General features: G+C 64.3%; 24 protein-coding genes. 13 read left to right on the forward strand and 11 right to left on the reverse strand.

The annotated features are described in order from the left end of the window. The first annotated feature begins 21 nt into the window (after positions 1-21). The 3 genes from V0U35_RS06130 to V0U35_RS06140 are packed head-to-tail and all read left to right on the forward strand — an operon-like array spanning position 22 to position 2,941. Positions 22-579 carry a shikimate kinase gene (locus V0U35_RS06130; protein ID WP_330195794.1) on the forward strand — a complete coding sequence of 186 codons (558 nt, stop codon included), beginning with the start codon at positions 22-24 and terminating at the stop codon, positions 577-579. Then, the gene (gene aroB / locus V0U35_RS06135; protein WP_330195795.1) at positions 576-1,676 is read left to right on the forward strand and encodes a 3-dehydroquinate synthase; all 1,101 of its coding nucleotides are present in this window, start codon (positions 576-578) and stop codon (positions 1,674-1,676) included. Before V0U35_RS06130 ends, aroB begins: the two co-directional genes overlap by 4 nt. Further along, positions 1,673-2,941: an HlyC/CorC family transporter gene (locus V0U35_RS06140; protein WP_330195796.1), complete on the forward strand. Its 1,269-nt coding sequence runs from the start codon at positions 1,673-1,675 to the stop codon at positions 2,939-2,941. Before aroB ends, V0U35_RS06140 begins: the two co-directional genes overlap by 4 nt. Before the next feature lie 91 nt (positions 2,942-3,032). Here the strand turns inward: V0U35_RS06140 and fghA are convergent, their stop codons facing one another. From fghA to V0U35_RS06165, 5 genes are all read right to left on the reverse strand, one after another. Then, the gene (gene fghA / locus V0U35_RS06145; protein WP_330195797.1) at positions 3,033-3,896 is read right to left on the reverse strand and encodes an S-formylglutathione hydrolase; all 864 of its coding nucleotides are present in this window, start codon (positions 3,894-3,896) and stop codon (positions 3,033-3,035) included. A gap of 5 nt (positions 3,897-3,901) precedes the next feature. Continuing rightward, positions 3,902-4,354: a YaiI/YqxD family protein gene (locus V0U35_RS06150; protein WP_330195798.1), complete on the reverse strand. Its 453-nt coding sequence runs from the start codon at positions 4,352-4,354 to the stop codon at positions 3,902-3,904. A 179-nt stretch (positions 4,355-4,533) separates the two neighbouring features. Then, positions 4,534-4,893, reverse strand: a complete 360-nt coding sequence (locus V0U35_RS06155) for an endonuclease domain-containing protein (RefSeq protein WP_330195799.1) — start codon at positions 4,891-4,893, stop codon at positions 4,534-4,536. A 73-nt stretch (positions 4,894-4,966) separates the two neighbouring features. Beyond that, positions 4,967-6,073 (reverse strand): S-(hydroxymethyl)glutathione dehydrogenase/class III alcohol dehydrogenase, encoded by a 1,107-nt coding sequence (locus V0U35_RS06160; protein WP_330195800.1) that lies wholly within the window; start codon positions 6,071-6,073, stop codon positions 4,967-4,969. Positions 6,074-6,213: 140 nt separating this feature from the next. Beyond that, the gene (locus V0U35_RS06165) at positions 6,214-6,477 is read right to left on the reverse strand and encodes a BolA family protein (RefSeq protein ID WP_330195801.1); all 264 of its coding nucleotides are present in this window, start codon (positions 6,475-6,477) and stop codon (positions 6,214-6,216) included. A 53-nt stretch (positions 6,478-6,530) separates the two neighbouring features. Between V0U35_RS06165 and V0U35_RS06170 the strand changes: the two genes are divergently transcribed. Next, the gene (locus tag V0U35_RS06170) at positions 6,531-7,151 is read left to right on the forward strand and encodes a J domain-containing protein (protein ID WP_330195802.1); all 621 of its coding nucleotides are present in this window, start codon (positions 6,531-6,533) and stop codon (positions 7,149-7,151) included. Positions 7,152-7,281: 130 nt separating this feature from the next. Further along, positions 7,282-8,283 carry a cobaltochelatase subunit CobS gene (gene cobS / locus V0U35_RS06175; protein ID WP_330195803.1) on the forward strand — a complete coding sequence of 334 codons (1,002 nt, stop codon included), beginning with the start codon at positions 7,282-7,284 and terminating at the stop codon, positions 8,281-8,283. On the opposite strand, the gene V0U35_RS06180 is transcribed toward cobS, so the two are convergent. Beyond that, complete coding sequence (locus V0U35_RS06180) at positions 8,280-8,864, reverse strand: M23 family metallopeptidase (protein WP_330195804.1); 585 nt, start codon at positions 8,862-8,864, stop codon at positions 8,280-8,282. The two genes, cobS and V0U35_RS06180, sit on opposite strands and share 4 nt — an antisense overlap. 176 nt (positions 8,865-9,040) lie before the next feature. Here V0U35_RS06180 and V0U35_RS06185 point away from each other — a divergent pair, with 176 nt between their 5' ends. The 3 genes from V0U35_RS06185 to V0U35_RS06195 are packed head-to-tail and all read left to right on the forward strand — an operon-like array spanning position 9,041 to position 12,926. Next, positions 9,041-10,051, forward strand: coding sequence for a hypothetical protein (locus V0U35_RS06185; protein WP_330195805.1), 1,011 nt, complete (start codon positions 9,041-9,043; stop codon positions 10,049-10,051). Further along, positions 10,048-11,961: a cobaltochelatase subunit CobT gene (cobT, locus tag V0U35_RS06190; RefSeq protein ID WP_330195806.1), complete on the forward strand. Its 1,914-nt coding sequence runs from the start codon at positions 10,048-10,050 to the stop codon at positions 11,959-11,961. Before V0U35_RS06185 ends, cobT begins: the two co-directional genes overlap by 4 nt. Then, positions 11,958-12,926: an esterase-like activity of phytase family protein gene (locus V0U35_RS06195; protein WP_330195807.1), complete on the forward strand. Its 969-nt coding sequence runs from the start codon at positions 11,958-11,960 to the stop codon at positions 12,924-12,926. The genes cobT and V0U35_RS06195 overlap by 4 nt, the downstream gene beginning before the upstream one ends. 100 nt (positions 12,927-13,026) lie before the next feature. Here V0U35_RS06195 and V0U35_RS06200 read toward each other — a convergent pair whose 3' ends face one another. Then, positions 13,027-14,727: an amidohydrolase gene (locus V0U35_RS06200; protein WP_330195808.1), complete on the reverse strand. Its 1,701-nt coding sequence runs from the start codon at positions 14,725-14,727 to the stop codon at positions 13,027-13,029. A gap of 112 nt (positions 14,728-14,839) precedes the next feature. After that, the gene (gene rpmB, locus V0U35_RS06205) at positions 14,840-15,133 is read right to left on the reverse strand and encodes a 50S ribosomal protein L28 (RefSeq protein WP_330195809.1); all 294 of its coding nucleotides are present in this window, start codon (positions 15,131-15,133) and stop codon (positions 14,840-14,842) included. 197 nt (positions 15,134-15,330) lie between these two features. On the opposite strand from rpmB, the gene V0U35_RS06210 reads away from it, so the two are divergent. The 5 genes from V0U35_RS06210 (at position 15,331) to fdxA (ending at position 19,928) form a co-directional block, all read left to right on the forward strand. Continuing rightward, positions 15,331-16,146, forward strand: a complete 816-nt coding sequence (locus V0U35_RS06210) for a DUF3108 domain-containing protein (RefSeq protein ID WP_330195810.1) — start codon at positions 15,331-15,333, stop codon at positions 16,144-16,146. Between the two features lie 76 nt (positions 16,147-16,222). Next, complete coding sequence (locus V0U35_RS06215) at positions 16,223-18,772, forward strand: helicase-related protein (RefSeq protein ID WP_330195811.1); 2,550 nt, start codon at positions 16,223-16,225, stop codon at positions 18,770-18,772. Beyond that, positions 18,769-19,092 (forward strand): RNA-binding S4 domain-containing protein, encoded by a 324-nt coding sequence (locus V0U35_RS06220; RefSeq protein WP_330195812.1) that lies wholly within the window; start codon positions 18,769-18,771, stop codon positions 19,090-19,092. The genes V0U35_RS06215 and V0U35_RS06220 overlap by 4 nt, the downstream gene beginning before the upstream one ends. Next, the gene (locus tag V0U35_RS06225) at positions 19,065-19,514 is read left to right on the forward strand and encodes a tellurite resistance TerB family protein (RefSeq protein WP_330195813.1); all 450 of its coding nucleotides are present in this window, start codon (positions 19,065-19,067) and stop codon (positions 19,512-19,514) included. Before V0U35_RS06220 ends, V0U35_RS06225 begins: the two co-directional genes overlap by 28 nt. A 72-nt stretch (positions 19,515-19,586) precedes the next feature. Continuing rightward, a complete protein-coding gene (gene fdxA, locus V0U35_RS06230) occupies positions 19,587-19,928 on the forward strand; it encodes a ferredoxin FdxA (RefSeq protein ID WP_330195814.1) in 342 nt (113 codons plus the stop codon). Between the two features lie 3 nt (positions 19,929-19,931). Here the strand turns inward: fdxA and V0U35_RS06235 are convergent, their stop codons facing one another. Genes V0U35_RS06235 through V0U35_RS06245 form a run of 3 tightly spaced genes read right to left on the reverse strand, consistent with a single transcriptional unit; the run spans position 19,932 to position 22,973 of the window. Next, positions 19,932-21,110 carry an ABC transporter permease gene (locus V0U35_RS06235; RefSeq protein WP_330195815.1) on the reverse strand — a complete coding sequence of 393 codons (1,179 nt, stop codon included), beginning with the start codon at positions 21,108-21,110 and terminating at the stop codon, positions 19,932-19,934. An 11-nt stretch (positions 21,111-21,121) separates the two neighbouring features. Further along, positions 21,122-22,279, reverse strand: coding sequence for an ABC transporter permease (locus tag V0U35_RS06240; RefSeq protein WP_330195816.1), 1,158 nt, complete (start codon positions 22,277-22,279; stop codon positions 21,122-21,124). Continuing rightward, positions 22,272-22,973: an ABC transporter ATP-binding protein gene (locus tag V0U35_RS06245; protein WP_330195817.1), complete on the reverse strand. Its 702-nt coding sequence runs from the start codon at positions 22,971-22,973 to the stop codon at positions 22,272-22,274. Before V0U35_RS06245 ends, V0U35_RS06240 begins: the two co-directional genes overlap by 8 nt. Between the last annotated feature and the right edge of the window lie 17 nt (positions 22,974-22,990).

Here is a 22,990-nt window from a genome sequence, read left to right on the forward strand (position 1 = left end):
CATCGGCCCTAGTATCTGACCATGCCCGCCGACGATGTTCCGCCTTCGCTCCAGCTCGACCGCCCCATCGCCCTTGTCGGCCTGATGGGGGCGGGCAAGACAACCGTGGGCCGGCGTCTGGCGCGCACGCTTGGTCTCGGCTTTGTCGATGCTGACGAGGAGATCGAGAAATCTGCCGGGCGCAGCGTATCCGACATTTTTTCCGACTTCGGCGAATCCGCCTTCCGCGACGGCGAACGCAAGGTTATCGCCCGCCTGCTGGACGAAGGTCCGCGCGTCATCGCGCTCGGCGGCGGGGCGTTCGCCAATGACACGACGCGGGCGCTCGTGCGCGAAAAAGCCATCAGCATCTGGATCAAGGCCGATCTCGACACGCTGATGGAACGCGTCTCGCGCCGCGACACGCGCCCGCTTTTGAAAGCCGATGATCCGCGAAGCGTGATGGCCGGGCTGATGGAGAAGCGCGAGGCGGCCTATCGTGAAGCCGTCATCCATGTCGATGGCGCGGATGGCCCCCATTCCACGACCGTGGACAGCATACTTGCCGCGCTTCAGGACAAGGGCCTTCTGGTCCGATGAGCGGCCCCGACATCATTCCCGTCGCGACCGCGACCGGCGCTTACGATGTCATCGCCGGAGCCGGGGCGCTGGAGGCGGCGGCAACGCGCTTCCAGGAAATGTTTCCACGCGGCGAAGCCATCATCGTCACCGACACGAATGTCGCCGGACTGCATCTTGACCGCGTGCGCGGGGCCCTCCGCCAGGTCGGCATCGAGTGCGAACCGGTCATCGCCGCCCCGGGCGAGGGGCAGAAGAGCTTCTCCGGCATCGAGGCGCTGACCGACGCGCTCGCCCATGCCGGCGTGGAACGCGGCGACACGATCATCGCGCTCGGCGGCGGGGTTGTGGGCGATCTCACCGGCTTTGCCGCCGCGATCTACAAGCGCGGAATCGGCTTCGTTCAGATGCCGACGACCTTGCTGGCACAGGCGGATTCGTCTGTGGGCGGCAAGACCGGGATCAACACGCGCGCCGGCAAGAACATGGTCGGGGCTTTCCACCCGCCCCGCCTGGTGGTCGCGGATGCAGCCTTCCTCGATACCTTGCCCAAGCGCGAATTGCGCGCCGGGTATGCCGAAATCCTGAAAGCCGCCCTCATTGGCGATGCCGCCCTCTTCGACAGGCTCGAAGCAGCGGGAGACGGCATCTATACGCCCGAAACCCTGCAACCGGCGCTCACAAGCGCGATCCGGTTCAAGGCCGGGGTCGTGGCGCGCGATGAAAAGGAAGCCGGCGAGCGCGCCCTCCTCAATCTCGGCCATACGTTCGGCCATGCCTTCGAGGCCGAAGCCCCCGGGCAGATGACACATGGCGAGGCGGTGGCTGCAGGGCTGGCGCTGGCGTTCCGGTATTCGGCACAGCGCGGCGACTGCCCGCAGGCCGACGCCGACCGGGTCGCTGCGCATCTACGCACCGCAGGCCTGCCCGATGGTCCGGACGCGGTGCCTGGCGGCCCCTTCGACGCCGCCCGGCTTGTTGACCGGATGCGCCACGACAAGAAGAATTCGGGCGGTACGATCACTCTGGTCCTTGCCAGATCGATCGGGGACGCCTTTATCGCGCCTGGCATGGACGCCAACGACATCGAACGCTTTCTGAAAAGCCAAATGACATGACCGAATTCTGGCCGCTCCTGATCCCGACCGCCGGGATTTTCATTCTCCTGCTCCTGTCCGGTTTCTTTTCCGGATCCGAGACGGCGCTGACGGCCGTTTCCCGCGCGCGCATGCTGCAACTGGAGAAAGACGACAACGATGCCGCCCGCCGTGTCAACAAGCTGACCGAGGACCGGGAAAGCCTGATCGGTGCGATCCTGCTGGGCAACAATCTCGTCAACATCCTCGCCTCGACCATCGCCGCCTCGGTCCTGCTCGATCTGTTCGGACCGGCGGGTGTCGCCTATGCGACACTGGTGATGACAGCGCTGGTGCTGATCTTTTCCGAGGTCCTGCCCAAGACCTATGCGCTCTCCAATCCCGACCGGGTGGCCCTGACGGTCGCCTGGCCGATCCTGATCGTCGTTCGCCTGTTCTCGCCCATCGTCGCGGCGGTGCAGGTGATCGTACGGGGCGCGCTGCGCCTGCTGGGTGCCCAGGTGGAAGGCCCGCTCTTCTCGGCTCATGACGAGATCCGCGGTCATATCGACCTGCACCACCAGGAAGGCGGCGTCGTGAAGGACGACCGCGACATGCTGGGCGGCGTGCTCGATCTGCGTGAACTGACCGTCGATGACGTCATGGTTCACCGCAAGAACATGGTGATGATCGACGCCGGCAAACCGGCCGCGGAGATCGTGGCCGAGGCGTTGGCCAGCCCCCACACTCGACTGCCGCTTTACGAGGGCGACGCGGAAAACATTGTCGGCGTCCTGCACGCCCGTGACATGGCCCGGGCCCTGCTGGAATGCGGTGGTGATCTGACAAAACTCGATATCGGCGCGATCAAGCGCGAGGCCTGGTTTGTGCCCGAAACCACCGAGCTGCAGGACCAGCTCAATGCCTTCCGCGAAAAGCGCGAACACTTCGCACTGGTCGTCGACGAATACGGCGCACTGATGGGGCTGGTGACGCTCGAGGACATCCTCGAGGAGATCGTCGGCGAGATCGAGGACGAGCATGACATCACCGTCGAGGGGCTCGTCGCCGATGGCGATCACAGCTGGACCATCGACGGGGCGCTCGCGATCCGCGACATCAACCGCGCGCTCGACTGGAATCTGCCCGACGAGGAAGCGGTGACCGTTGCCGGTCTCGTCATCCATGAAGCCCAGACCATCCCGGAAAAGGGCCAGGTCTTCCGCTTCCACGGCGTGCGCTTCGAGATCCTAGAGAAACGCCGTAACCAGATCATCTCGATGCGGGTCGCCAAAGCGCCGGATTAGTTTAGACCACATTTCCCTCGCCCCTTTTCAAAGGGGAGAGGGTCAGGGTGAGGGGTTGGTTAAAGGTCGAGCTCAATCCGGCACGACCCCCTCACCTCAATCCTCTCCCCCTAGGTGGAGAGGAGGTCACCCCCAGATGCTTGGCGTGGAAGGCGAGGTGTTCGTCGATGAAGCTCGCGATGTAGAAATAGGAATGGTCGTATCCGGGGCGCAGGACGAGATCGATTTTCCGGCCTGACTCGATCGCGGCAGCCTTGAACAGATCGGGCTGGAGCTGTTCGGCGAGGAATTGGTCAGCCTCGCCCTGGTCGATCAGGATGGGCGGCAATTCGCCCTCCGTCGACGCGATCAGATGGCAGGCGTCATGCCTCATCCATTCGGCCTCGTCATCACCGAGATAGGCGGTGAACGCCTTCTTGCCCCACGGCACTTGCGTGGGCGCAACAATCGGAGCGAAGGCCGAGATCGAGGCGTAGCGCTTGGGGTCTTTCAGGCCCAGCGTCAGCGCGCCATGTCCGCCCATGGAATGGCCCGAGATTGCCTGCCGCGCCATGTCCACGGGGAAGAATTTCTCCGCCAGCGCGGGCAGTTCGGTCCGCAGATAGGTCTCCATGCGGTAGTGTTCGGCCCAGGGGCTCTGGCGCGCATCGACATAGAAGCCCGCGCCCTTGCCGAGGTCATAGGCCTCGTCATCGGCGACGCCGTCCCCGCGCGGTGAGGTGTCCGGGCAGAGGATCGCCATTCCCAGCTCGGCGGCCTTGCGCTGCGCACCGGCCTTGGTGACGAAATTCTCGTCAGTACAGGTGAGCCCCGAGAGCCACCACAACACCGGGAACGGCCCGGCCCCATGCGGCACGAAGAGCGACACCGTCATGTCGCATTTCAGCGTTTCGGAGGTGTGCCGGTAGCGACGCTGCTCGCCGCCAAAGCACATATGGCTGTCGATGAGGTCCATAATGCTTACCTGCCTCGCTTGATCGCCTGGAAGACGCGCTCCAGACCGTTGAGGAATTCGGAACGGTCGCGGGGGGTGAAAGGTTTCCCGCCGCCGCCCTCCATCGTGCCCGCCGACCGCAAATCGGTCATCAGATTCCGGGTCGCCAGCGTGGAGCCGATATTGTCGGGCGTAAACTCCCGCCCCTTTGGATCGATCGCCCGGCTTCCGGCCTTCAGGCAGCGGTCGGCGAGCGGTATGTCTGCAGTGACGCAGATATCGCCCGGCCCGATCCGCTCCGCGATCCAGTTGTCCGCCGCGTCGGCTCCTTCCGGCACGATGACGAGTTCGGCCCATTGGCTGTTCGGCCGGCGCAGGCCCCCGTCACAGACCAGCAGGATGCGGGTCTGGTGGCGCTCGGCCACGCGGATCGCCTCGTCCTTCACCGGACAGGCATCGGCATCAATGTAGAGGGTCATGGGAAGGACCTAATGCCGTTCGCGCCGCGGTTAAAGGTTCAATACCCCCTCACCCCGGCGGCTGAGGCCGCCGACCCTCTCCCCCAAGGGGGCGAGGGTTTTGGTTTGCGCCTTTGAATACCCGATGCACATCCCCCTCTCCCCTTTCCAAGGGGAGAGGGCCGGGGTGAGGGGTTGGTTCAAACGGGGTGGTCAATTGACTTGGCGCGCAGCCAATCCCGGATGACCTCGAACACACCCTCAGTATGGGCAAGAATGTCATTGTTCCAGAACCGCAAAACCGTCCAGCCCTTGTTCTCAAGGAAAGTCGTGCGGCGCGCATCCTTGGTCTTATCGGCTGAGTGCTGCCCGCCATCGGCTTCGATGATGAGCATCGCGTCAGGACAGGCGAAATCGGCTATATAGGGGCCAATCGGAAACTGACGTCGAAACTTCCGCCCGAGGCATTGCCGATTGCGCAGATAACGCCACAAGCACCGCTCGGCCTCGGTTGACTGGCGGCGCAACGCGCGCGCCCTGTCCCGATGGGGGTGTCTCACCCCCTCACCCTACCCTCTCCCCCAAGGGGGCGAGGGTTTCGCGTCTTCGCCCGTGGAGATGAATGCGCGCCAATCAATAAGCCACCACGCTTCTTATGCTTTCGCCCTCATGCATCAGGTGGAAGGCGTCGTTGATCTGGTCGAGCGGCATGACGTGGGTGATGAGGTCGTCGATATTGATCTTCCCGTCCATATACCAGTCGACGATTTTCGGCACGTCGGTGCGCCCTCTCGCCCCGCCAAAGGCGGTGCCACGCCAGACCCGGCCGGTGACGAGCTGAAACGGCCGCGTCGAGATTTCCTGACCCGCCCCGGCCACGCCGATGATGATGCTCTCGCCCCAGCCCTTGTGGCAGGCTTCGAGTGCCTGGCGCATCGTCGTGACATTGCCGATGCATTCGAAGGAATAGTCCGCCCCGCCCTTGGTGATGTCGACGATGGCTTCGACGATGTTGTCGACGGACTTGGGGTTGATGAAGTCGGTCATGCCGAATTTTTCGGCGATGGCGCGGCGGTCCTCATTGATATCGATGCCGACAATCTGGCTCGCGCCGACCATGCGCGCACCCTGGATGACATTCAGCCCAATCCCGCCAAGGCCGAAGACGACGACGCGGCTGCCCGGCTCCACCTTGGCGTCGAAAACGACCGCGCCGACGCCGGTCGTCACCCCGCAGCCGATATAGCAGACCTTTTCAAAGGGCGCGTCGGGGCGGATTTTCGCCACCGCGATTTCGGGCAGGACGGTGAAGTTCGCGAAAGTCGAGCAGCCCATATAGTGGTGCAGCTTTTCCCCGTTCAGCGAAATCCGGCTGGTCCCGTCGGGCATCAGGCCCTGGCCCTGTGTTCCGCGAATCTTCTGGCAGAGATTGGTTTTGGGGTGCAGGCAGTATTCGCATTCCCGGCATTCAGGCGTGTAGAGCGGGATGACGTGGTCGCCCGGCTTCACCGACGTTACGCCCGCGCCGACCTCGCGCACGATTCCCGCGCCCTCATGGCCGAGAATGGCGGGGAAGAGACCTTCCGGATCGTCCCCGGAGAGCGTGAAGGCGTCGGTATGGCAGATGCCGGTCGCCATGATCTCGACCAGCACCTCGCCGTCGCGCGGACCGTCGAGCTGGACCGTCTCGATGCTCAAAGGATCTCCGGCCTTGAAGGCCACCGCCGCGCGCACGTCCATGTCGTTTCTCCTGATTTGGGCTTTTCAGGATGCTAGCGGCGGGGCGGGAGGTTTGGAACCACCCCCTCACCCTCCCCGCAAGCGGGGCCCCACCCTCTCCCTGTCAGGGAGAGGGTGGCGCGAAGCGCCGGGTGAGGGGGCTAATCCCCCTCCACCTTCATGCGCAGGGCATGGACCGGACCGGCGAGCTCCTCGGCGAGGGCGGTATTGACTGCGCGCTGACGTTCGACGCGGCTCATCGACACAAAGGCGGGCGCGGCGATATCGACAAAGAAATGGCTTTCCCCGCCCTCGCGCACACCGGCATGACCGGCGTGCTGGGCCGATTCGTCGACCACCGAGAGGCGGACCGGATCGAAGGCCGCGCGCAGTTTGGTTTCAATCGTCCGGGCAATCTCACCCATAATTCACACCCCTCTTCATTGCCGCTTAAGCCGGGCTCCCTATACTTAGGGGCATGGACGGCGCGTTTGAATACAAGCCCCGCTTCCGTGACATCCGCATCAAACCGCCGAAAGACGAGCCTGATGCCGATGAACGCGTTTGCGAATGGCCCGGCTGCCCCAGCCGGGGCGATGCCCGTGCGCCCAAAGGGGCCGACCGCCTGAATGAATTCCACTGGTTCTGTGTCTCGCACGCAGCGGAATACAACAAGGCGTGGAATTTTTTCGAGGGCATGGACGAGGCCCAGACCGCGGCCTTCAACGCCTCGGCGCAATACGGCCACCGCCCGACCTGGAATTTCCGCTCAAATACCGGCGCGCACAAGCGTTCGGCGAAAGCCTCGGCCGATTTCACCCAAGGCTTTGCCGATCCGTTCGGCCTCTTTGGCGACCAGCCCGCGAACGACAAGGGCCAGTCTCCGCCCGAACGCCGGCGTCTGGGACGGCTGCAGGCGATGGCGCTTGAAACCCTGGGGCTGGAAGACACCGCCACAAGGGAAGAGATGAAGAAGCGCTATGCCGAACTCGTCAAACGCTTCCACCCGGACGCGAATGGCGGCGACCGGTCCAGCGAGGAACAGCTCGGGCGGGTCATCCGCGCCTACCAGATCCTGAAGAATGAGGGATTGGCGTAAGCATTCGTGATCGCGCGGCGGGTTTTGCCCGCACGCGGCCCCGTGCTATGCGCCCATCAGCCTTGTGACGCGGCCCGTTTCGCCGCAATGAATGTTCAACAGACCGATTATCCAGAACGCCGAGTTTTCGATGAGCGATTCCTTTCCCCTCGCCGCCCCCGACACCAAAGCCGATTGCAAAACGCTGTTCGGTTTCGATCCCGGCTTCGAGGTCCCGGCCTTTTCGGTGCCCGACGAGCACACGCCCAAGGTCGATGAGGCCTATGTCTTCGATCCGGCGACCACGCGCACGATCCTCGCCGGGTTCGCCTTCAACCGGCGGGTGATGGTCCAGGGCTATCACGGCACCGGCAAGTCGACGCATATCGAACAAGTCGCCGCGCGCCTGAACTGGCCGATGGTGCGGGTCAATCTCGACAGCCATGTCAGCCGTATCGACATGGTCGGCAAGGACGCCATCGTCCTGCGCGACGGCAAGCAGGTCACCGAATTCCAGGAAGGCATATTGCCCTGGGCGCTGCAGCGCCCGGTCGCGATCCTCTTTGACGAATACGATGCGGGCCGCCCCGACGTGATGTTCGTGATCCAGCGCGTGCTGGAGGCGTCGGGCTCGCTGACCCTGCTCGACCAGACCAAGGTGATCCGCCCGCACCCGTTTTTTCGTCTGTTCGCGACGACGAACACGATTGGCCTCGGGGATACGACCGGCCTCTATCATGGCACACAGCAGATCAACCAGGGCCAGATGGACCGCTGGTCGATTGTCGCGACGCTGAACTATCTGCCCGCCGAGACCGAGCAGGAAATCGTGCGCTCGCGCCTGCCGGACTTCGCCAAGACGGACGAAGGCAAGAAATCCATCGCCGACATGGTCAAGGTCGCCGACCTCTCGCGCGACGCCTTCATCAATGGCGACATTTCCACCGTGATGAGCCCGCGCACCGTGCTGACCTGGGCGGAGAACACCCAGATTTTCGGCGACATCGCGCTCGCCTTCCGGCTGACTTTCCTCAACAAGTGCGACGAGCTGGAACGCCCGACCGTGGCGGAATTCTACCAGCGCGTCTTCGGCGAGGATCTGCCCGAAGCGCCCCTGAAACCCTCCCCGGCCAAGCCGGCCAGCGCGGCCTAGGGTTCGACGCCCTCGGGCCAGTCCCACCCCTCGCGGCGCATTTCGCCCATGGCGCGCAAATCCCAACGGATTTGCAGTGGTGTTTCGTCCCGCCATGCGCCGATATGGATGTGCGGGCTGGTCGACATGCCGTTATTGCCAATCCGGGCCATATACTGACCCGCCTCGACCTCGTCGCCTTCCGACACGACAACTTCGCGAACATGGCCAATCATCACCATAACGCCGTCGGCTCGTCGCAGGATGATGAAGCTGGCCGGTGGACTGCCCAACGTCCCAGGTTCGTTGGTCACGGGATTGGTATTGGTCGCCACGACCTCACCATCGAAGGGCGCGAGCACGGGTTGCCGCCAACTGTAGTAGTCGGCATTCGAACTAGCTCCGTCACGACGGGTTCCATTGTCGCCAACCACCGCACAATCCGCCCCCAACGCGTCACCGGGATAAGGCAGCTCGCCCTCGAAGTGTTCTGAGCAAGTATATTTCTGCGGTGTAAAAGGATGGAGCACGACCGCGTCAATGGGTGCGGGTTCCGCGCCCTGTATGGCGAACATGGCCGCCAGTAGAATGCTTAAACCCATAAATCGTCCTCCGGCAGGGTCCCCTGGACACAGTCTCGTCTGCATGCGCCATAAAATGAAATTACGATCCCGTGAAATCCTGAGACAGGAAATGTCAGCGGGACGCGCCTTGTCCTGACAAGGCTTTGCGTTAGGAGTAGACTTTCAACGTACGCCCCGACCCTTGAGGCTTCTTTATGATCCGTTCTGCGCGGACAATCCCCGTTCTTAACGTCGGCATGACCAGCCTCATCGGCCTTGCCGCTGCGGCGGCCCTGACGGCAGAGGCGGAGGGGTGTTCGATCCGCTACACACGGTTTTCAAGTGAACCGGTGCTTGCAGACTTCGTCCGGTCTGCCGCTTCCATCGAATTGGCTCGCGTTGTCAGCGTTGAAGCCCTGCCTGTTGAAGAGTCGCAATACGGCAGTGTGACGCTCACGCACCGCTATACGCTGCAATCGATATCGGTTTTGTTTGGCAGTCCCGATAGCCAGTTTGAACTCTTGGGTGCTGCGCCAGTTGAAGACATTTCGAACTACACCTGCGGTGCCAGCTTGCCTGATGATGGGCAGGACCTGGAAGATCAACGGGAAATTCAGGCGCGCGTCTGTCTGGCGGAACAAGGACACGACGGATGGTCAGCTCTGCGTTTCATGACCAACCAGACTGTCCCTGATGGAATGGGTGGCATTTCGAACTACGATCCGCCCGATTCAGTCGATTCAATTCTGGTAGGATGTGGCAACCGTTCTCAAAGTTTCGCGGTCGGCGAAACCTACCTCGTATTTCGAGCCGAAGATGGAAGCGTCATAAACGGTGAAGGTCTCAATCTCAGGCTGATCCGCGCACCACGCGATCAATGGCTGGGTGCTGTTCAGTATTTCCTTTCGCAGCCGAACGCGGACCGCCTCCCTGCAATTGCGGCAGAGGACACAATCGCCATGATGGAGCGCGTTACAGCCGACTCCAAAGAATGTGATCGTGTTCGAGACGGGTTTTGTAATCGGAATTCCACGGCAATTTGGCTTCGGTATTACGATGCCCCTTGGGCAGAGAGTCTGCCGCCTTTCCCGTTCCCCCTCCCCATCCGCGACGGGATGGTCGATCTGTCCGGAATCCCGTCCCAGCACGCGATAGAACCGGCGCAAGCCCCGCTCGCCGATGTGATCGCGTGGCTGTCTGAAACACCCGCCGAGTCCCCCCAATGACCGCACACGCTGATCCCGATGCTTTCCGCCGCGCGCTGGTCATCGCCACGCGCGCCATCGCGCAGGACCGTGATCTGGAGGTGAAGTTCGGCGGCGAGATCGCCGGTTTCTCCAAGGGCCAGCTGGTCCTGCCCAATCCGGGCGAAAACGTCACCGGCGAAAGCGCTCGCGCCATTCGCGGCCGGGCCGACGCGCTGGCGCTGCGCCTCCTGCACCACAATGCGGGTCAGCATGCCGCCACCATGCCGCCGGGGTCGCAGGCGCGCGCCATACACGAAGCCGCCGAGCAGGCGCGCGTGGAGGGACTCGGCGCGCTCGCCATGCGCGGCGTCGCGGTCAATCTGGAAGAGGCGCTGAATGCCCGCGCCATCTCCAAGGGCTGGAACACGGCGACCGACCGGTCGCAGGCCCCGCTCGCCGAGGCCGTCGCCATGATGGTGCGCGAGCGCATCACCGGCCGCCCGGCCCCGGCCTCGGTCAAGGGGCTGATGAGCCTCTGGCGCGACGAGCTGGAAGAGAAGGCCGGCGACACGCTCGACGCGCTGGCGGATTCTGCGGGCGATCAGAAGACATTCGCCAAGGCGCTGCGCCAGGTGATCCGCGATCTCGACCTTGCCGATGAACTCGGCGGTGACCCCGAAGAGTCCGAGGACGAGAGCGAGGACGATGCCGGGACCGACCGCGAAGAGCGCTCCGGCGAGGACGATGGCGACGAGCCGGAAAAGGGCGACGACGCCGACAATTCCGATGCCGAGGGCACGTCCGCCGACCAGGACGAGATCGACTACATGTCGGAGGAAAAACAGGCCGAGATCGACGCTGCGGACGAAGGCGGCGAGGCGCGCCGGGCCATGCGCCCCGACATTGTGCGCCCCGACGAGGCCGGTGCCGACAACTATCGCGTCTTTACGAAGGAATTCGACGAGATCATCCGCGCCGAAGACCTCTGCGATGCGGAAGAACTCGCGCGCCTTCGCAAATATCTCGACCAGTCGCTCAAGGGCCTCGAAGGCGCGGTCGGCCGTCTCGCCAACCGTCTGCAGCGCCGCCTGATGGCCCAACAGCAGCGCTCCTGGAGTTTCGACCTTGAGGAAGGCGTGCTCGACACCGCGCGCCTGACCCGCGTCATCACCGACCCGACCCTGCCGCTCTCCTTCAAGCAGGAGCAGGAGACCGAGTTTCGCGACACGATCGTCACCCTCCTGATCGACAATTCCGGCTCGATGCGCGGCCGGCCGATCATGGTCGCGGCGGCCTGCGCCGACATTCTCGCCCGTACGCTGGAACGCTGCGGGGTGAAGACGGAAATCCTCGGCTTTACCACCCGCGCCTGGAAGGGCGGCAAGTCGAAGGAGGCCTGGCTCGCCGCCGGCAAGCCGCCGCACCCCGGACGGCTCAACGATCTGCGCCACATCATCTACAAATCCGCTGACGAGCCGTGGCGGCGCGCGCGCGAACATCTCGGCCTGATGATGCGCGAAGGGCTGTTGAAGGAAAATATCGACGGCGAGGCCCTGCAATGGGCGTGGAAACGCATCGCCGCCCGGCCCGAACAGCGCCGGATATTGATGGTGATTTCCGACGGCGCGCCGGTCGATGACGGCACGCAATCAGCCAATACCGGCTCCTATCTGGAGCGCCATCTGCGCGAGGTGATCGCGACGGTCGAGCGGCGCTCCGAGGTGGAACTTCTCGCCATCGGCATCGGCCACGACGTAACGCGCTACTACCGGCGCGCGGTGACGATCACCGATGTCGAACAACTCGGCGGTGCGATGACCGACCAGCTCGCTGCTCTTTTCGATCCTGATGCACCACAGCGTCAGACGAGCGTCACATCTTCGACACCAAGCCCGGCTACACGCGGCCTGTCGAAACTGGATTTCTCAACGCTCGGAGCCCGGATTTGAAACGTCTCGTCCTGATCGCTGCCCTTGCCCTGGCCGCCTGCGGAGGCGATCCGGGACCGGGTGCAATTGACGTGAACGCCGATCCCGTCGCCCTGCATCCTGACGCGCCGGACCGGACCGACCTTGGTTCACTGACCTGGCGTGGCGGGCTGGTCCTGACGTCCGACGATGAACGGTTTGGCGGGCTCTCCGCCATCGAAGTCTATGAAGACGGCTTCTTCATTGCTGTCTCGGACTCCGCCTACTGGATTACCGGGACGATGACGTTTGACGAGGACGGTACACTGACCGGTCTGGAAGACGTCAGCCTTGCGCCGATGCTGTCGGCACTGGGCGGGCCGCTGACCGGAACCGCCGCCGACGCGGAAGGGCTCGCCGATCTGGGTGGCGGACGCTTTGCCGTCAGCTTCGAGCGTGAACACCGGATCGAGATCTACGATATCGGTGAGCGCGGCGAGCGCATGGCCACGGCCCTGCCGGAAAATTTCGGCGGACCGCCGGGTATCGAGCGCCTGCGCAATAATGGCGGCGTCGAGGCGCTGGCGACTGTCCCGGGCGGGCTGATGGCCTTCATCGAATATCCGATCATCGACGGACGCCCGCACACGATCTGGCATTTGCCGGACGGTGGCGCCCCGGAAGCCCATGACTTCCATGCCGAGGCCGGGTTCGGTCTGACCGGTGCGGACGTGCTGCCGGACGGTTCAATCCTGCTGCTGGAGCGCTTCTGGTCCCGCGATATCGGCAACCGGATCCGCGTCGCGCAGACCGATGAGGCACGGCTGACTGCCGGCGAGCCCGCCACCATCCTCGCGGCCTGGGGCACCGAGTCGACCATCGACAATCTCGAAGGCCTCGCCGTCGCCGAGGTGAATGGCGAAACCCGGCTCTTCCTTCTGTCGGACAACAATTATTCCGGTGAGCAACGCTCGCTGCTCCTCAGCTTCACCATCGAGGGGTATTAGCCCCCTCACCCGGCCCTGACGGGCCACCCTCTCCCTCGAGGGAGAGGGAGGGGACCCGGCCTGAAGCGATAGCGAAGGTTGGGGAGGGTGAGGGGGAAAACTATTCCCGCTCCCACGCCACGACACCATCAAGGATGGTCATTACCGGTTCAACGGTGAGGATGTCGGCTTCCGGGATCGTCATGATGTCCTCAGAGAGGACCGTGAAGTCCGCACGCAGACCGACGGCGATGCGGCCCAGCTCGTCCTCGCGGAAGCTGGCATAGGCCGGCCAAGCGGTGAACATACGCAGGGCTTCCTGCCGCGTGACGGCCTGGTCCGGATTCCAGTCCTCGGTCTGTGTGCCATCAAGCCCGCGCCTTGCGACGGCCGCATAGAATTCGATACGCGGATCGCCGCGCTCGACCGGGGCGTCGGACCCGCCCGCGATGACCACACCGGAATCGATGAGCGTCCGCCAGGCATAGGCTCCGTCCAGACGGTCTGACCCCAAACGGTCGGGCGCGAAGAAAAGGTCACCGATGGCGTGGCTCGGCTGCATGGACGGGATGACGCCCAGCTCGGCAAAGCGGGGAATATCGTCCGGATCGACGATCTGGGTGTGTTCGTCGCGCCAGCGCGGATCCGCGACCGCGCGGTCTTCCGGCGGGACGGCCGCGAGCGCTTCCTCGATCCAGTCGAGCAGCATGCGGTTTCCGCGGTCACCGATGGCGTGGATGTTCAGCTGAACGCCGTTCTGCAGGGCTGACACCATGGCAGAGAGCGTCTCGTCCTCATCGCTCAACACCAGGCCGACATTGCCGCCATCGTCCGAATAGGGTTCGAGCAGCGCCGCACCGCGCGAGCCGAGTGCGCCGTCCATATACATTTTCACCGCGCGGGTGATGACGCGCCCTTCTGCGGCGATGCGCGGGGTTTGCTGCGCCAGCTCGGCCAGCCCGTCGGGATTGACCGAGATATAGGCCCGCACCGGCAAGCGGCCCTCTTCGGCCAGCCCTTCGATCATGTCGACATCGGACCAGGGCACAGACATGTCATGCGCACCGGTCCAGCCCATCGAGGCCATGACTTCGGCTCCCGTCGCATAGGCGTCAGCGCGTTGCTCGCCGGTCATGTCGCCCAGCAGCGCGTAAATCGGCCCCATCGCCGCGTCGATCAGCATGCCGGTCGGCTCGCCGTCTTCATCCCGCAGGATTTCCCCGCCGTCGGGCGGTGTCGATTCGGCGGTGATGCCGGCGGCTTCCAGAGCCGCGGAGTTCGCCACAAGCGCATGGCCGTCGGCGCGGACCAGAATGACCTGACGGTCGGGCGCAATGGCGTCGAGATCGTCCCGGTTCGGGAAGCGGCCTTCGGGCCAGTGCGTTTCGATCCAGCCGCGCCCGAAAACGACACCGCCGATATCTACGCCCTCCGCCGCGACATAGAGCCAGGCCTGCAGGTCCTGAATGGACTCGATCCCGGAAAGGTCGTGGGTCAGCTCGCGCTGGCCGACGCCGAGAACATGGACATGGGAATCGGTGAAACCGGGGTACATGGCCGCACCGTCGAGATCGATGACGCGGGTATCGGGACCGCGATAGCTGTCCACCCCCGCCATGTCGCCGGCATAGACAATCCGGTCGCCGCGAACCGCAACGGCCTCGACCATGGGCGCGGCGTCATCGGCGGTGTGGATCGGCCCTCCTGAAATGATGAGGGTCGCGGCCGGTTCGACCGTCAGCCCGTTTTCCGGTTCCGGCCCGGCTTGCGGCGAACAGGCAGCGGCAAGGCCAGCTGCGGCGGCGATCAGGATGGCGCGCATGTCATTTCCCCCAGACGTGGCATGTTACAGCCAACGTAGCGGTATCGGCGCAAAAGAAAACGCCCGCCAGTGTGGCGGGCGTCGTCAAACTCGTCGTGAAGCGGCGCGGCGTTTACGCGGCGGCTTCGGCCTGCTTCTTCTTCAGCGCGCGCTTGATCTTGGCAGCACGGGCCGAGAGGCCGGCATCGCGGGCCTTCAAGAGGTAGTTGTCCAGACCGCCGACATGGTCGACGCTGCGCAGCGTCTTGGCGGCAATGCGCAGCTTGTAGGTCTGACCCAGCGTTTCGGAGGCAAGGCTGACATCGCACAGATTCGGCAGGAACCGGCGTTTCGTCTTGTTGTTGGCGTGGGACACGTTGTTTCCAACGACCGGACCCACACCGGAAAGTTCACAGCGCCGCGACATGGCTTCACATCCTTGCAGTCAATATCGGTCGCGCCTGCTGGTGACAGCGGCGCGGGAGCGGGCGAGATACCCAAGCGCGGCCCTGCCGTCAAGCGCCGTGGGCCTTGTGCGGCGTTCATCTTGCAGTCGGGTTGGAGGGCGTATACCCGTTCCTGCCGGGCGGGCATACAGTCAGAGTGTGACGGAGCACGTGAACCATGTTGAACAAATTTGCCGGAATCCCTGCCCTGGCGTGCGCCGCGGCGCTGTCGGTGTCGGCCGCTGCCGATGATGCCGCCGCCCCGGCCCCGGTGTCCGGCGCGACCCAGTTCAGCGCCGTCTATTCGGGCTCGGTCCTGATTTTCCAGGTCGCCGACATCACCGTCTCAGGTCAGGTGTCCGCTGATACCTATTCGGCGAATGCGCGATTCCGTGCCGCCGGGCTGGCCGCCCTTTTCACCGATGCCGACATCGAGGCGGAAGTTTCCGGATACAATCGCGATGGCGGTCTGCAGCCCTGGCGCTACCGGCACCTCAACCACGCGAGTTCGAAGAACCGCGTCATCCGGATCGACTTCCCTGATGGCGTCGCGGAACCGGATATCGATCCCCCCTTCGGCTCGATGGGCGAACCACCGGCCAGCCATGCCCAGCGCACTGGCGCGATTGACCCGCTGACCGGCATGTTCTCGCTGGCGATGAGCTTCCCGTCGCAAAACGGTGAACCCTGCCAGGGGTCTATTCCCGTCTTTGACGGCAAGGCGCGATACGATCTGCGGCTGGAGTCCCATGGCACCGACCGGGTCCGCAACCGGGCCTTCCGGGGCGACGCCATTGTCTGCCACGCCTATTACGAACCGATTGCCGGTTATGATCCTGAAGATCAGCCGAGCGAGAGCGACATCGCCGATCCGGTCGTGCTATGGCTCGCGCCCTTTGCCGATGGCACGGTCTATTTCCCGGTCCGCATTCGCGCGAACGCCGGTTTTGGCGGTGTCACGGTCGAGGCCCGCTCGGTCACTATCGGGGGCTAGACCGCACGCAGCCCTCGCACAGGCGCGCCAATCACCCTAAATGGGACGGTGCGCACCCGCGCGGTGAGGGTCACCCATGACGGTCTATTCAGCGGTCACGACGGTCCTCGGACCGACCAATACCGGCAAGACCCACCTTGCCGTGGAACGCATGCTGGCGCGCGCGTCCGGGATTATCGGCTTGCCGCTGCGCCTCCTCGCCCGCGAAGTCTATGACCGCGTCGTCCGGGCCAAGGGCAGCCAAGCCGCGGCCCTCATTACCGGCGAAGAAAAGATCATACCGGCAAACGCGCGCTATTTCGTGTGCACGGTCGAATCGATGCCGACTGAAATGCGCGCGGCCTTCGTCTGTGTCGACGAGATCCAGCTGGCGGCTGACCCGGAGCGCGGCCATGTCTTCACCGATCGCCTCCTGCATGCACGCGGCACCGAGGAGACGATGCTGCTGGGGTCGGATTCCATGCGCGGGCTCGTCCGGCATCTGGTCCCGGACGCGGTTATCGAGACCCGCGAGCGGTTTTCCACGCTGCGCTATGCCGGACCGTCCAAGCTGACCAAGCTGCCGAGACGGACCGCCGCCGTCGCCTTCTCCAGCCAATCCGTCTACGCCATCGCCGAGCTCTTGCGACGCCAGAGGGGCGGCGCAGCCGTCGTCATGGGCGCGCTCAGCCCGCGCACCCGTAATGCCCAGGTCGAGCTCTACCAGTCCGGCGCGGTCGACTATCTCGTCGCTACTGACGCGATCGGCATGGGGCTGAACATGAATGTCGACCATGTCGCCTTCGCCGAGGAGACCAAGTTCGACGGCCGCCGACGGCGTCCCCTCACCCCGGCGGAGATCGGCCAGATCGCCGGTCGCGCGGGACGTTTCCGCGATGACGGGCATTTTGGCGAAACCGGCGAGACGCGTCCCTTCGACCCGCACCTGGTGACCGCTGTCGAGAATCACAACTTTGCACCCATCGAGCGCCTCTACTGGCGAAGCGAGCGGCTCGATTTCTCCAGTCTCGGATCCTTGCGGAAAACGCTGCAACAACCCTCGCGCGACCCGGCGTTGAAACGGGTGCGCAACGCGGTCGATGAGCGCACGCTCGACATTCTTTCCAACGATCCGCGCATCGCCGATACGGCCCGCACGCCCGCCGGTGTGCGCCTGCTCTGGGAGGTCTGCCGGACGCCGGATTTCCGCAAGGTGACGGTCGATGCCCACGCCCGCCTGCTGACGCGGATCCACGAGCATCTGACCGGCCCGGGCGAACGCCTGTCGTCTGATTACATGGCCGGGCAATTCAATCGGCTCGACGAGATTGGCGGCGATGTCCACGCGCTTTCCCAGAGGCTCGCCCAGGTGCGCACCTGGGCCTATGTCGCCCACCGCGGTGACTGGACCGAGGACGCGCTGACCTGGCAGGCGCGGGCCCGCGAGGTCGAGGACCGGCTCTCCGATGCGCTCCATGAAAGCCTGACCAAGCGCTTCGTCGACCAGCGCACCAGCGTCTTGATGCGGGGCCTGCGCGAAGATCGCGACATGCTCGCCGGGGTTGGCAAGGACGGGCGTGTCACGGTGGAAGGCCACCCGGTCGGCCGGCTCGAAGGTCTGAAATTCAGCCCCGACATCGAAGGTGGCCAGCTCGAGGCGCGCGCCCTGCGCAATGCCGCGGAAAAGGCGCTGCGCCCGGAAGTGAACCGGCGGCTCGGCCAGCTGGCCCGCCTCGATCACATGGACATTGATCCTGATGGCCGGCTCCTCCATGACGGCGCGCCGGTCGCCCGGCTGGCTCCGGGGCGTTCCATCCTTCGCCCGTCAGTCGTGCTGATCGGCGGCGAGCTCGGCTCCTTCGAAGCCCGCGAGCGTGCCATTGCCCGCCTTACCGAGACCGTCGCGGCGCGGATTGCGAAGGATCTCAAGCCCCTCATGGCACTGACCGAGACATCCGATCGCGGTGGTCTTCCCGGTCTCGCCGGCGGGATCGCCTGGCGCATGGCCCAGAATGGCGGTGCGCTCGCCCGGCGGGAAGTCGCCCAGGATGTGCGGGCCCTCTCTCCCGTCGAACGGCGCGCCTTGCGCGCACTTGGCGTGACGATCGGCGAGCACGCACTGTTCCTGCCGGCTCTACTGAAACCGAAGACCGCCCACCTGATTGCGACGCTACGCGCCTGCGGGCCGGGCGGCGAGGCGCGGCCGCTTCATCCCGCGCCCGGCCTTGTCACTATCCCCGTCGAAAAAGGCCGTGCAGACAGCGACTACACCGCAGCCGGTTTCCTGCCTTGCGGGCCGTTGGCGGTCCGGCTCGACATGCTGGAGCGGCTCGCAGACCAGATTCGCGATGCGGCGAAGGCCTCGAAAGACCGGAGTTTCGAACTCACCGCCGCGATGACCAACGGGCTCGGAACATCACTCAAGGATTTCCGCGCCATCCTCTCCGCGCTCGGGTATGTGCGCACCAAACGCGGCGACGACCCGCAGAAAGCCGCAGGCGAACGCTGGCGGCTGCGGCGGCGAAAGCCGGACGCGCCGCGCGAGCAAGCGCCCCCTGCCGACACGCCCTTTGCCGTCCTGTCGCAACTCAAACCCGCCCCGGCGCGTCCCGCCCGGCGCAAGCCGGCCCGGAAGCGCTCGCGATGAGCGCTGTCGAGGCCGTTCGCGCCGATGTCTGGCTGTGGCGGGCGCGCTTTTTCAAGACGCGGTCGCTGGCGACGCGCTATCTCACCGCGACCCGTGTGCGTCTGACACGGCATGGCGAGACGCGCATCATCGCCAAGCCCTCACTGACGCTTCTGCCCGGAGACCGGCTGACCCTGCCCCTGCGCCGCGGCATCGTGCAGATCGAAATCCTGGGACTCGGCGTCCGGCGCGGACCGCCTGCCGAGGCGCGGACGCTTTACGCCGACCTCGCTTCAGGCGTAGGAGAGACAGCATGTTCGACGCACTCAAACGCTGGCTAGGGTCCGAGCCTCCGGTCGCCCATGCCGAGATCGACCCGAAGATCGCGGCCGCCGCGCTTCTGGTTGAAGCCGCGCTCGCCGACGGCATCTATGCCGATGTCGAGGAAAACAGCATAAGGCAGATACTGAAGAAAGCCTTCGACCTTGACGGCGACGAGGCACGGCGGGTGCTGTCGATTGCCGAGGAGCTGGCCGAGGACGCCGCCGATCATCACCGCTTCACCAAGGTGGTTAAGGCCTGCATGCCCAAGGCGGACCGCATTGCCCTTGTCGAGAACATGTGGGCGGTCGCGCTGGCCGATGGCGAGAAATCGGACTTCGAGGAATCCTTCATCCGCCGCGTTGCGCCCCTGCTCGCCGTCGATGATCGCGAACGGGTCTTTGCCCGGTCGCGCGCAGAAGCCGCGGCCCGCAAGCGTTGACAATCGGCGGGCCTCGCCGCATGTCCCGCGTCAGACCCTTAAATCAGAGTTCGCCCGCCCGAGACCGACCCCATGACCTATATCGTCACCGACGCCTGCGTTCGCTGTAAATATACCGATTGCGTGGAAGTCTGCCCGGTGGACTGTTTCTACGAGGGCGAGAATTTCCTCGTTATCCATCCCGACGAATGCATCGATTGCGGCGTGTGCGAACCGGAATGCCCGGTCGAGGCGATCAAGCCGGACACCGAGGACGATCCCGACGGCAAGTGGCTGGAGATCAACTCCAAATACGCCGAGGTCTGGCCGAACATCACGATCAAGCGCGACGCGCCGCCTGATGCGGAGAAGTTCGAGACCGAGACCGGCAAGTACGAGAAATACTTCTCGGAAAAGCCCGGCGAAGGCGACTGAGGCCTACTCGGTGTGAACGGCCAGCAGCGGCACGCGTGCCGCACGCAGGGCCGGGATCAGTCCGCCCAGGAAACCGACGATGATGGCGAGGATGACGCCGTTGATGACCGCTTGCGGCGTCACGGCGAAGGAAAACACGATCTGTGTGAATCCGCCGCCCAGCGTTGAGGCGCTCACGCCGTTGAACAGAAGATAGCTCGCTACCGCGCCGATCAGCCCGCCAATGGCGGCGAGCACGACCGACTCGATCATCGTGCCGGCAAAGGCCGCCCCGCCGCTGAAGCCGATAGCCCTGAGGGTCGCGATCTCGCGGGTGCGGGTGTCGACCGAGGAGTACATCGTGTTCCAGGCCCCGGCGAGCGCGCCAATGGCCATCGAAATGGCCAGTGGCCATCCGAGTACCATGATGAAGTCGGACGTCTGGCCCGAGGACGAGGCGAAATATTCTCGCTCGGTCGAGACATCGAGATTGAGGCGGGGTTCGTCGGCGACATAGGCGCGCAGCGCCTCGATCGCCTCCGGGCTTTCGAGCAGGACCCGGATTGACTGCACGGTCGTACCGCGCTGGTAGAGGTTCTGCAGGACACCGATATCGGTCCAGATTTCGGAATCGAAGATGGATCCACCGGTCGAGAATGTCCCCACCACGGTCCAGGTATTCGAGCCAAGACGGATCGTGTCGCCGAGATCGAAGCCGGCGAATTCACGCTGCACGCTCTCGCCAACGACGAGTTCGGCCGCGCCGGGTTCGAACATGCGTCCTTCCGTGATGGTGAACCCGTCCCGCAGGGCCGGGGCCTGTGCGCCGACACCGCGCAGCGGCAGATTGGCCTCGGTCTGCGAGGATCGCTTGATGCCATCCACGATGACATACATCTCGCCGGACAGGACCGGATCGCCTGCGGCATTGGTCGCCAGGCCCGGCGCGATCTCGACAAGGCGGGCATCGTCCCGGCTGAGACCGGAATTCAGCTCGGCTTGGGAACCCGCCCGCAACAGGACGGCGATACTGTCGGACCCGGAGCCCGAAACCGTGGCGCGGAATCCGTTCGCCATGGCGAGAAAGCCCATCAGCACTGCGACGACAAGCGCGATGGAAAACACCGTCGCCAGCGACAAGCCCAACCGGTGCGGGATGGATTTGATATTGAGCGCTGTGACCGCAAGGGTTTGCTTGAACATGGTTGTTTCCCTCAGGTCTTGCCGAGCGCTTCGACGATACGGATGCGCGTCGCATTGATCGCCGGAACAATGCCCGTGACCAGCCCCAGGCCGATCATCAACGCGATCGCCACGAGGACGACACTCAGCGGCATGGAGAGGCCGGGCAGGAAACCGGCCAGTGCAGCGGCGGCACCCGTCACCATGAGCGTGGCCAGGCCCAACCCGATCAGCCCGCCGATGAGGCTCAGGAGGATGGATTCGCTCAACACCATTCCGAAGATGCGTCCCTCGTTGAAGCCGAGCGTCTTCATCACGGCGATTTCCTTGGTGCGCTCGTTGATCGCCATCACCATCGTTGTGCCGACAATCATCAGGATGGTGGCAAAGGCGGCTCCAATGACCAGAACGAGGATCAGCGCGATATTGCCGAACTGTTCAAGGAAGGCCTGGTTGAATGCCGCCTCGGTCGAGGTCTCGGTTTCGGCCGGCGAGTTGGCGAACAGGTTGTCGATCTCGCGCGCAACCCGGTCATTGACCGACGGATCGGTCGTGTTGATGACCATCCAGCCGATCTGGTCGTTATTGAAGGCCAGATCCTCGTTGTAATAGTCGTAATGGAACATGGCGTAATTGGCCGGAACGGTCGCCTCATTGCCGTCGAAGATTGCGCAGATATCGAAATCCCAACTGCTCGACCCGTCGCGTTTCTGCCAGATATTCGACAGCAGCGGGATACGGTCGCCGACCGACCAGCTGAACTGACCGGCGAGGTCCGCCCCAACCAGGAGACAGGTGCGGTTGGTGAGAAACGCCTGGCGCTGGTCCTCCGGCATCACCAGTTCGGGATAGGCCGCGAGATAGCTTTCCGGATCGACCGCGAAGGACTGCACGAAGTTGCGCGGTTCCTGATAATAGCCGCCGAACCAGCTGGCGTGGGTGACGTTGTCTACACCCTCGACCTGTTGCACCCGGCCCCAATAGGCGAACGGCATCGACATCGTGAAATTGATGCGGTTGACCGTCACGAGCCGGTTCGCCGCGGCGACGTCCACGCCGGCGGTGAAAACCGAATAAAACGCCCCGAGCACACCAAAGATCAGGAAGGCGATCAGGATCGACAGGATCAGCAGGACGGCCCGCATCTTCTTGCGAAACAGGCCTTTCCGAACAAGGGTGGCATCATTCATGACCCGCCCCTTTTTCGACGAAGCGGCCCTTGTCGAGGAAGAGCTCCCGCCGCGCATATTTCGCCGCAGCCGGGTCGTGGGTAACCATGATGATGGTCTTGTTCATTTCCTGGTTGAGCAGCTGGAGCGTGGCGAGGATCTCGTCGGCTGAGGCGCGATCGAGGTCGCCGGTCGGCTCGTCACAAAGCAGGACTTCGGGGTCGGCGACGATGGCCCGCGCGATGGCGACGCGCTGTTGCTGACCGCCGGAGAGCTGGCGCGGGCGGTGTCCGGCACGGTCAGCGATGCCGACGATGTCGAGCGCGGTGTGGACGCGGCGCTTTCGCTCTTTGCCGGACAGCTTGGTCAGCAGGAGCGGCAGCTCGACATTCTGCGCTGCGCTCAGCGTCGGCATCAGGTTGTAGAACTGGAAGATGAAGCCGACATGGCGTGCGCGCCAGGCCGCGAGCTTGCCCGGGCTGAGGTTGTCGACACGGCTGCCTTCGAATTCGACCTCGCCCGATGTCGGCCGGTCGATACCGCCCAGGAGGTTCAGAAGCGTCGTCTTCCCCGAGCCCGACGGGCCCATGATGGCAATGAACTCGCCATGGCTGATCGTCATGTCGAGCGCTTCGAAGATCGCGATGCGTTCCTTGCCGCGCGTATAGGTCTTCGACAAATTCTTCAGCGTGTAGAGCGGTCCGGTCTCGGTCATGATCGTCTGTCCCTCGT

The sequence above is a fragment of the Hyphobacterium marinum genome, from assembly GCF_036330325.1.
GTDB classification, from domain to species: Bacteria; Pseudomonadota; Alphaproteobacteria; order Caulobacterales; family Maricaulaceae; genus Hyphobacterium; species Hyphobacterium marinum.

Excerpts from the sequence above, each read along its gene's own strand:
- V0U35_RS06130 (WP_330195794.1), top strand. The coding sequence starts at position 22 with ATGCCCGCCGACGATGTTCCGCCTTCGCTCCAGCTCGACCGCCCCATC.
- aroB (WP_330195795.1), top strand. The coding sequence starts at position 576 with ATGAGCGGCCCCGACATCATTCCCGTCGCGACCGCGACCGGCGCTTAC.
- V0U35_RS06140 (WP_330195796.1), top strand. The coding sequence starts at position 1,673 with ATGACCGAATTCTGGCCGCTCCTGATCCCGACCGCCGGGATTTTCATT.
- fghA (WP_330195797.1), bottom strand. The coding sequence starts at position 3,896 with ATGGACCTCATCGACAGCCATATGTGCTTTGGCGGCGAGCAGCGTCGC.
- V0U35_RS06150 (WP_330195798.1), bottom strand. The coding sequence starts at position 4,354 with ATGACCCTCTACATTGATGCCGATGCCTGTCCGGTGAAGGACGAGGCG.
- V0U35_RS06160 (WP_330195800.1), bottom strand. The coding sequence starts at position 6,073 with ATGGACGTGCGCGCGGCGGTGGCCTTCAAGGCCGGAGATCCTTTGAGC.
- V0U35_RS06165 (WP_330195801.1), bottom strand. The coding sequence starts at position 6,477 with ATGGGTGAGATTGCCCGGACGATTGAAACCAAACTGCGCGCGGCCTTC.
- V0U35_RS06170 (WP_330195802.1), top strand. The coding sequence starts at position 6,531 with ATGGACGGCGCGTTTGAATACAAGCCCCGCTTCCGTGACATCCGCATC.
- cobS (WP_330195803.1), top strand. The coding sequence starts at position 7,282 with ATGAGCGATTCCTTTCCCCTCGCCGCCCCCGACACCAAAGCCGATTGC.
- V0U35_RS06180 (WP_330195804.1), bottom strand. The coding sequence starts at position 8,864 with ATGGGTTTAAGCATTCTACTGGCGGCCATGTTCGCCATACAGGGCGCG.
- V0U35_RS06185 (WP_330195805.1), top strand. The coding sequence starts at position 9,041 with ATGATCCGTTCTGCGCGGACAATCCCCGTTCTTAACGTCGGCATGACC.
- cobT (WP_330195806.1), top strand. The coding sequence starts at position 10,048 with ATGACCGCACACGCTGATCCCGATGCTTTCCGCCGCGCGCTGGTCATC.
- V0U35_RS06200 (WP_330195808.1), bottom strand. The coding sequence starts at position 14,727 with ATGCGCGCCATCCTGATCGCCGCCGCAGCTGGCCTTGCCGCTGCCTGT.
- rpmB (WP_330195809.1), bottom strand. The coding sequence starts at position 15,133 with ATGTCGCGGCGCTGTGAACTTTCCGGTGTGGGTCCGGTCGTTGGAAAC.
- V0U35_RS06210 (WP_330195810.1), top strand. The coding sequence starts at position 15,331 with ATGTTGAACAAATTTGCCGGAATCCCTGCCCTGGCGTGCGCCGCGGCG.
- V0U35_RS06215 (WP_330195811.1), top strand. The coding sequence starts at position 16,223 with ATGACGGTCTATTCAGCGGTCACGACGGTCCTCGGACCGACCAATACC.
- V0U35_RS06220 (WP_330195812.1), top strand. The coding sequence starts at position 18,769 with ATGAGCGCTGTCGAGGCCGTTCGCGCCGATGTCTGGCTGTGGCGGGCG.
- V0U35_RS06225 (WP_330195813.1), top strand. The coding sequence starts at position 19,065 with ATGTTCGACGCACTCAAACGCTGGCTAGGGTCCGAGCCTCCGGTCGCC.
- fdxA (WP_330195814.1), top strand. The coding sequence starts at position 19,587 with ATGACCTATATCGTCACCGACGCCTGCGTTCGCTGTAAATATACCGAT.
- V0U35_RS06235 (WP_330195815.1), bottom strand. The coding sequence starts at position 21,110 with ATGTTCAAGCAAACCCTTGCGGTCACAGCGCTCAATATCAAATCCATC.
- V0U35_RS06240 (WP_330195816.1), bottom strand. The coding sequence starts at position 22,279 with ATGAATGATGCCACCCTTGTTCGGAAAGGCCTGTTTCGCAAGAAGATG.
- V0U35_RS06245 (WP_330195817.1), bottom strand. The coding sequence starts at position 22,973 with ATGACCGAGACCGGACCGCTCTACACGCTGAAGAATTTGTCGAAGACC.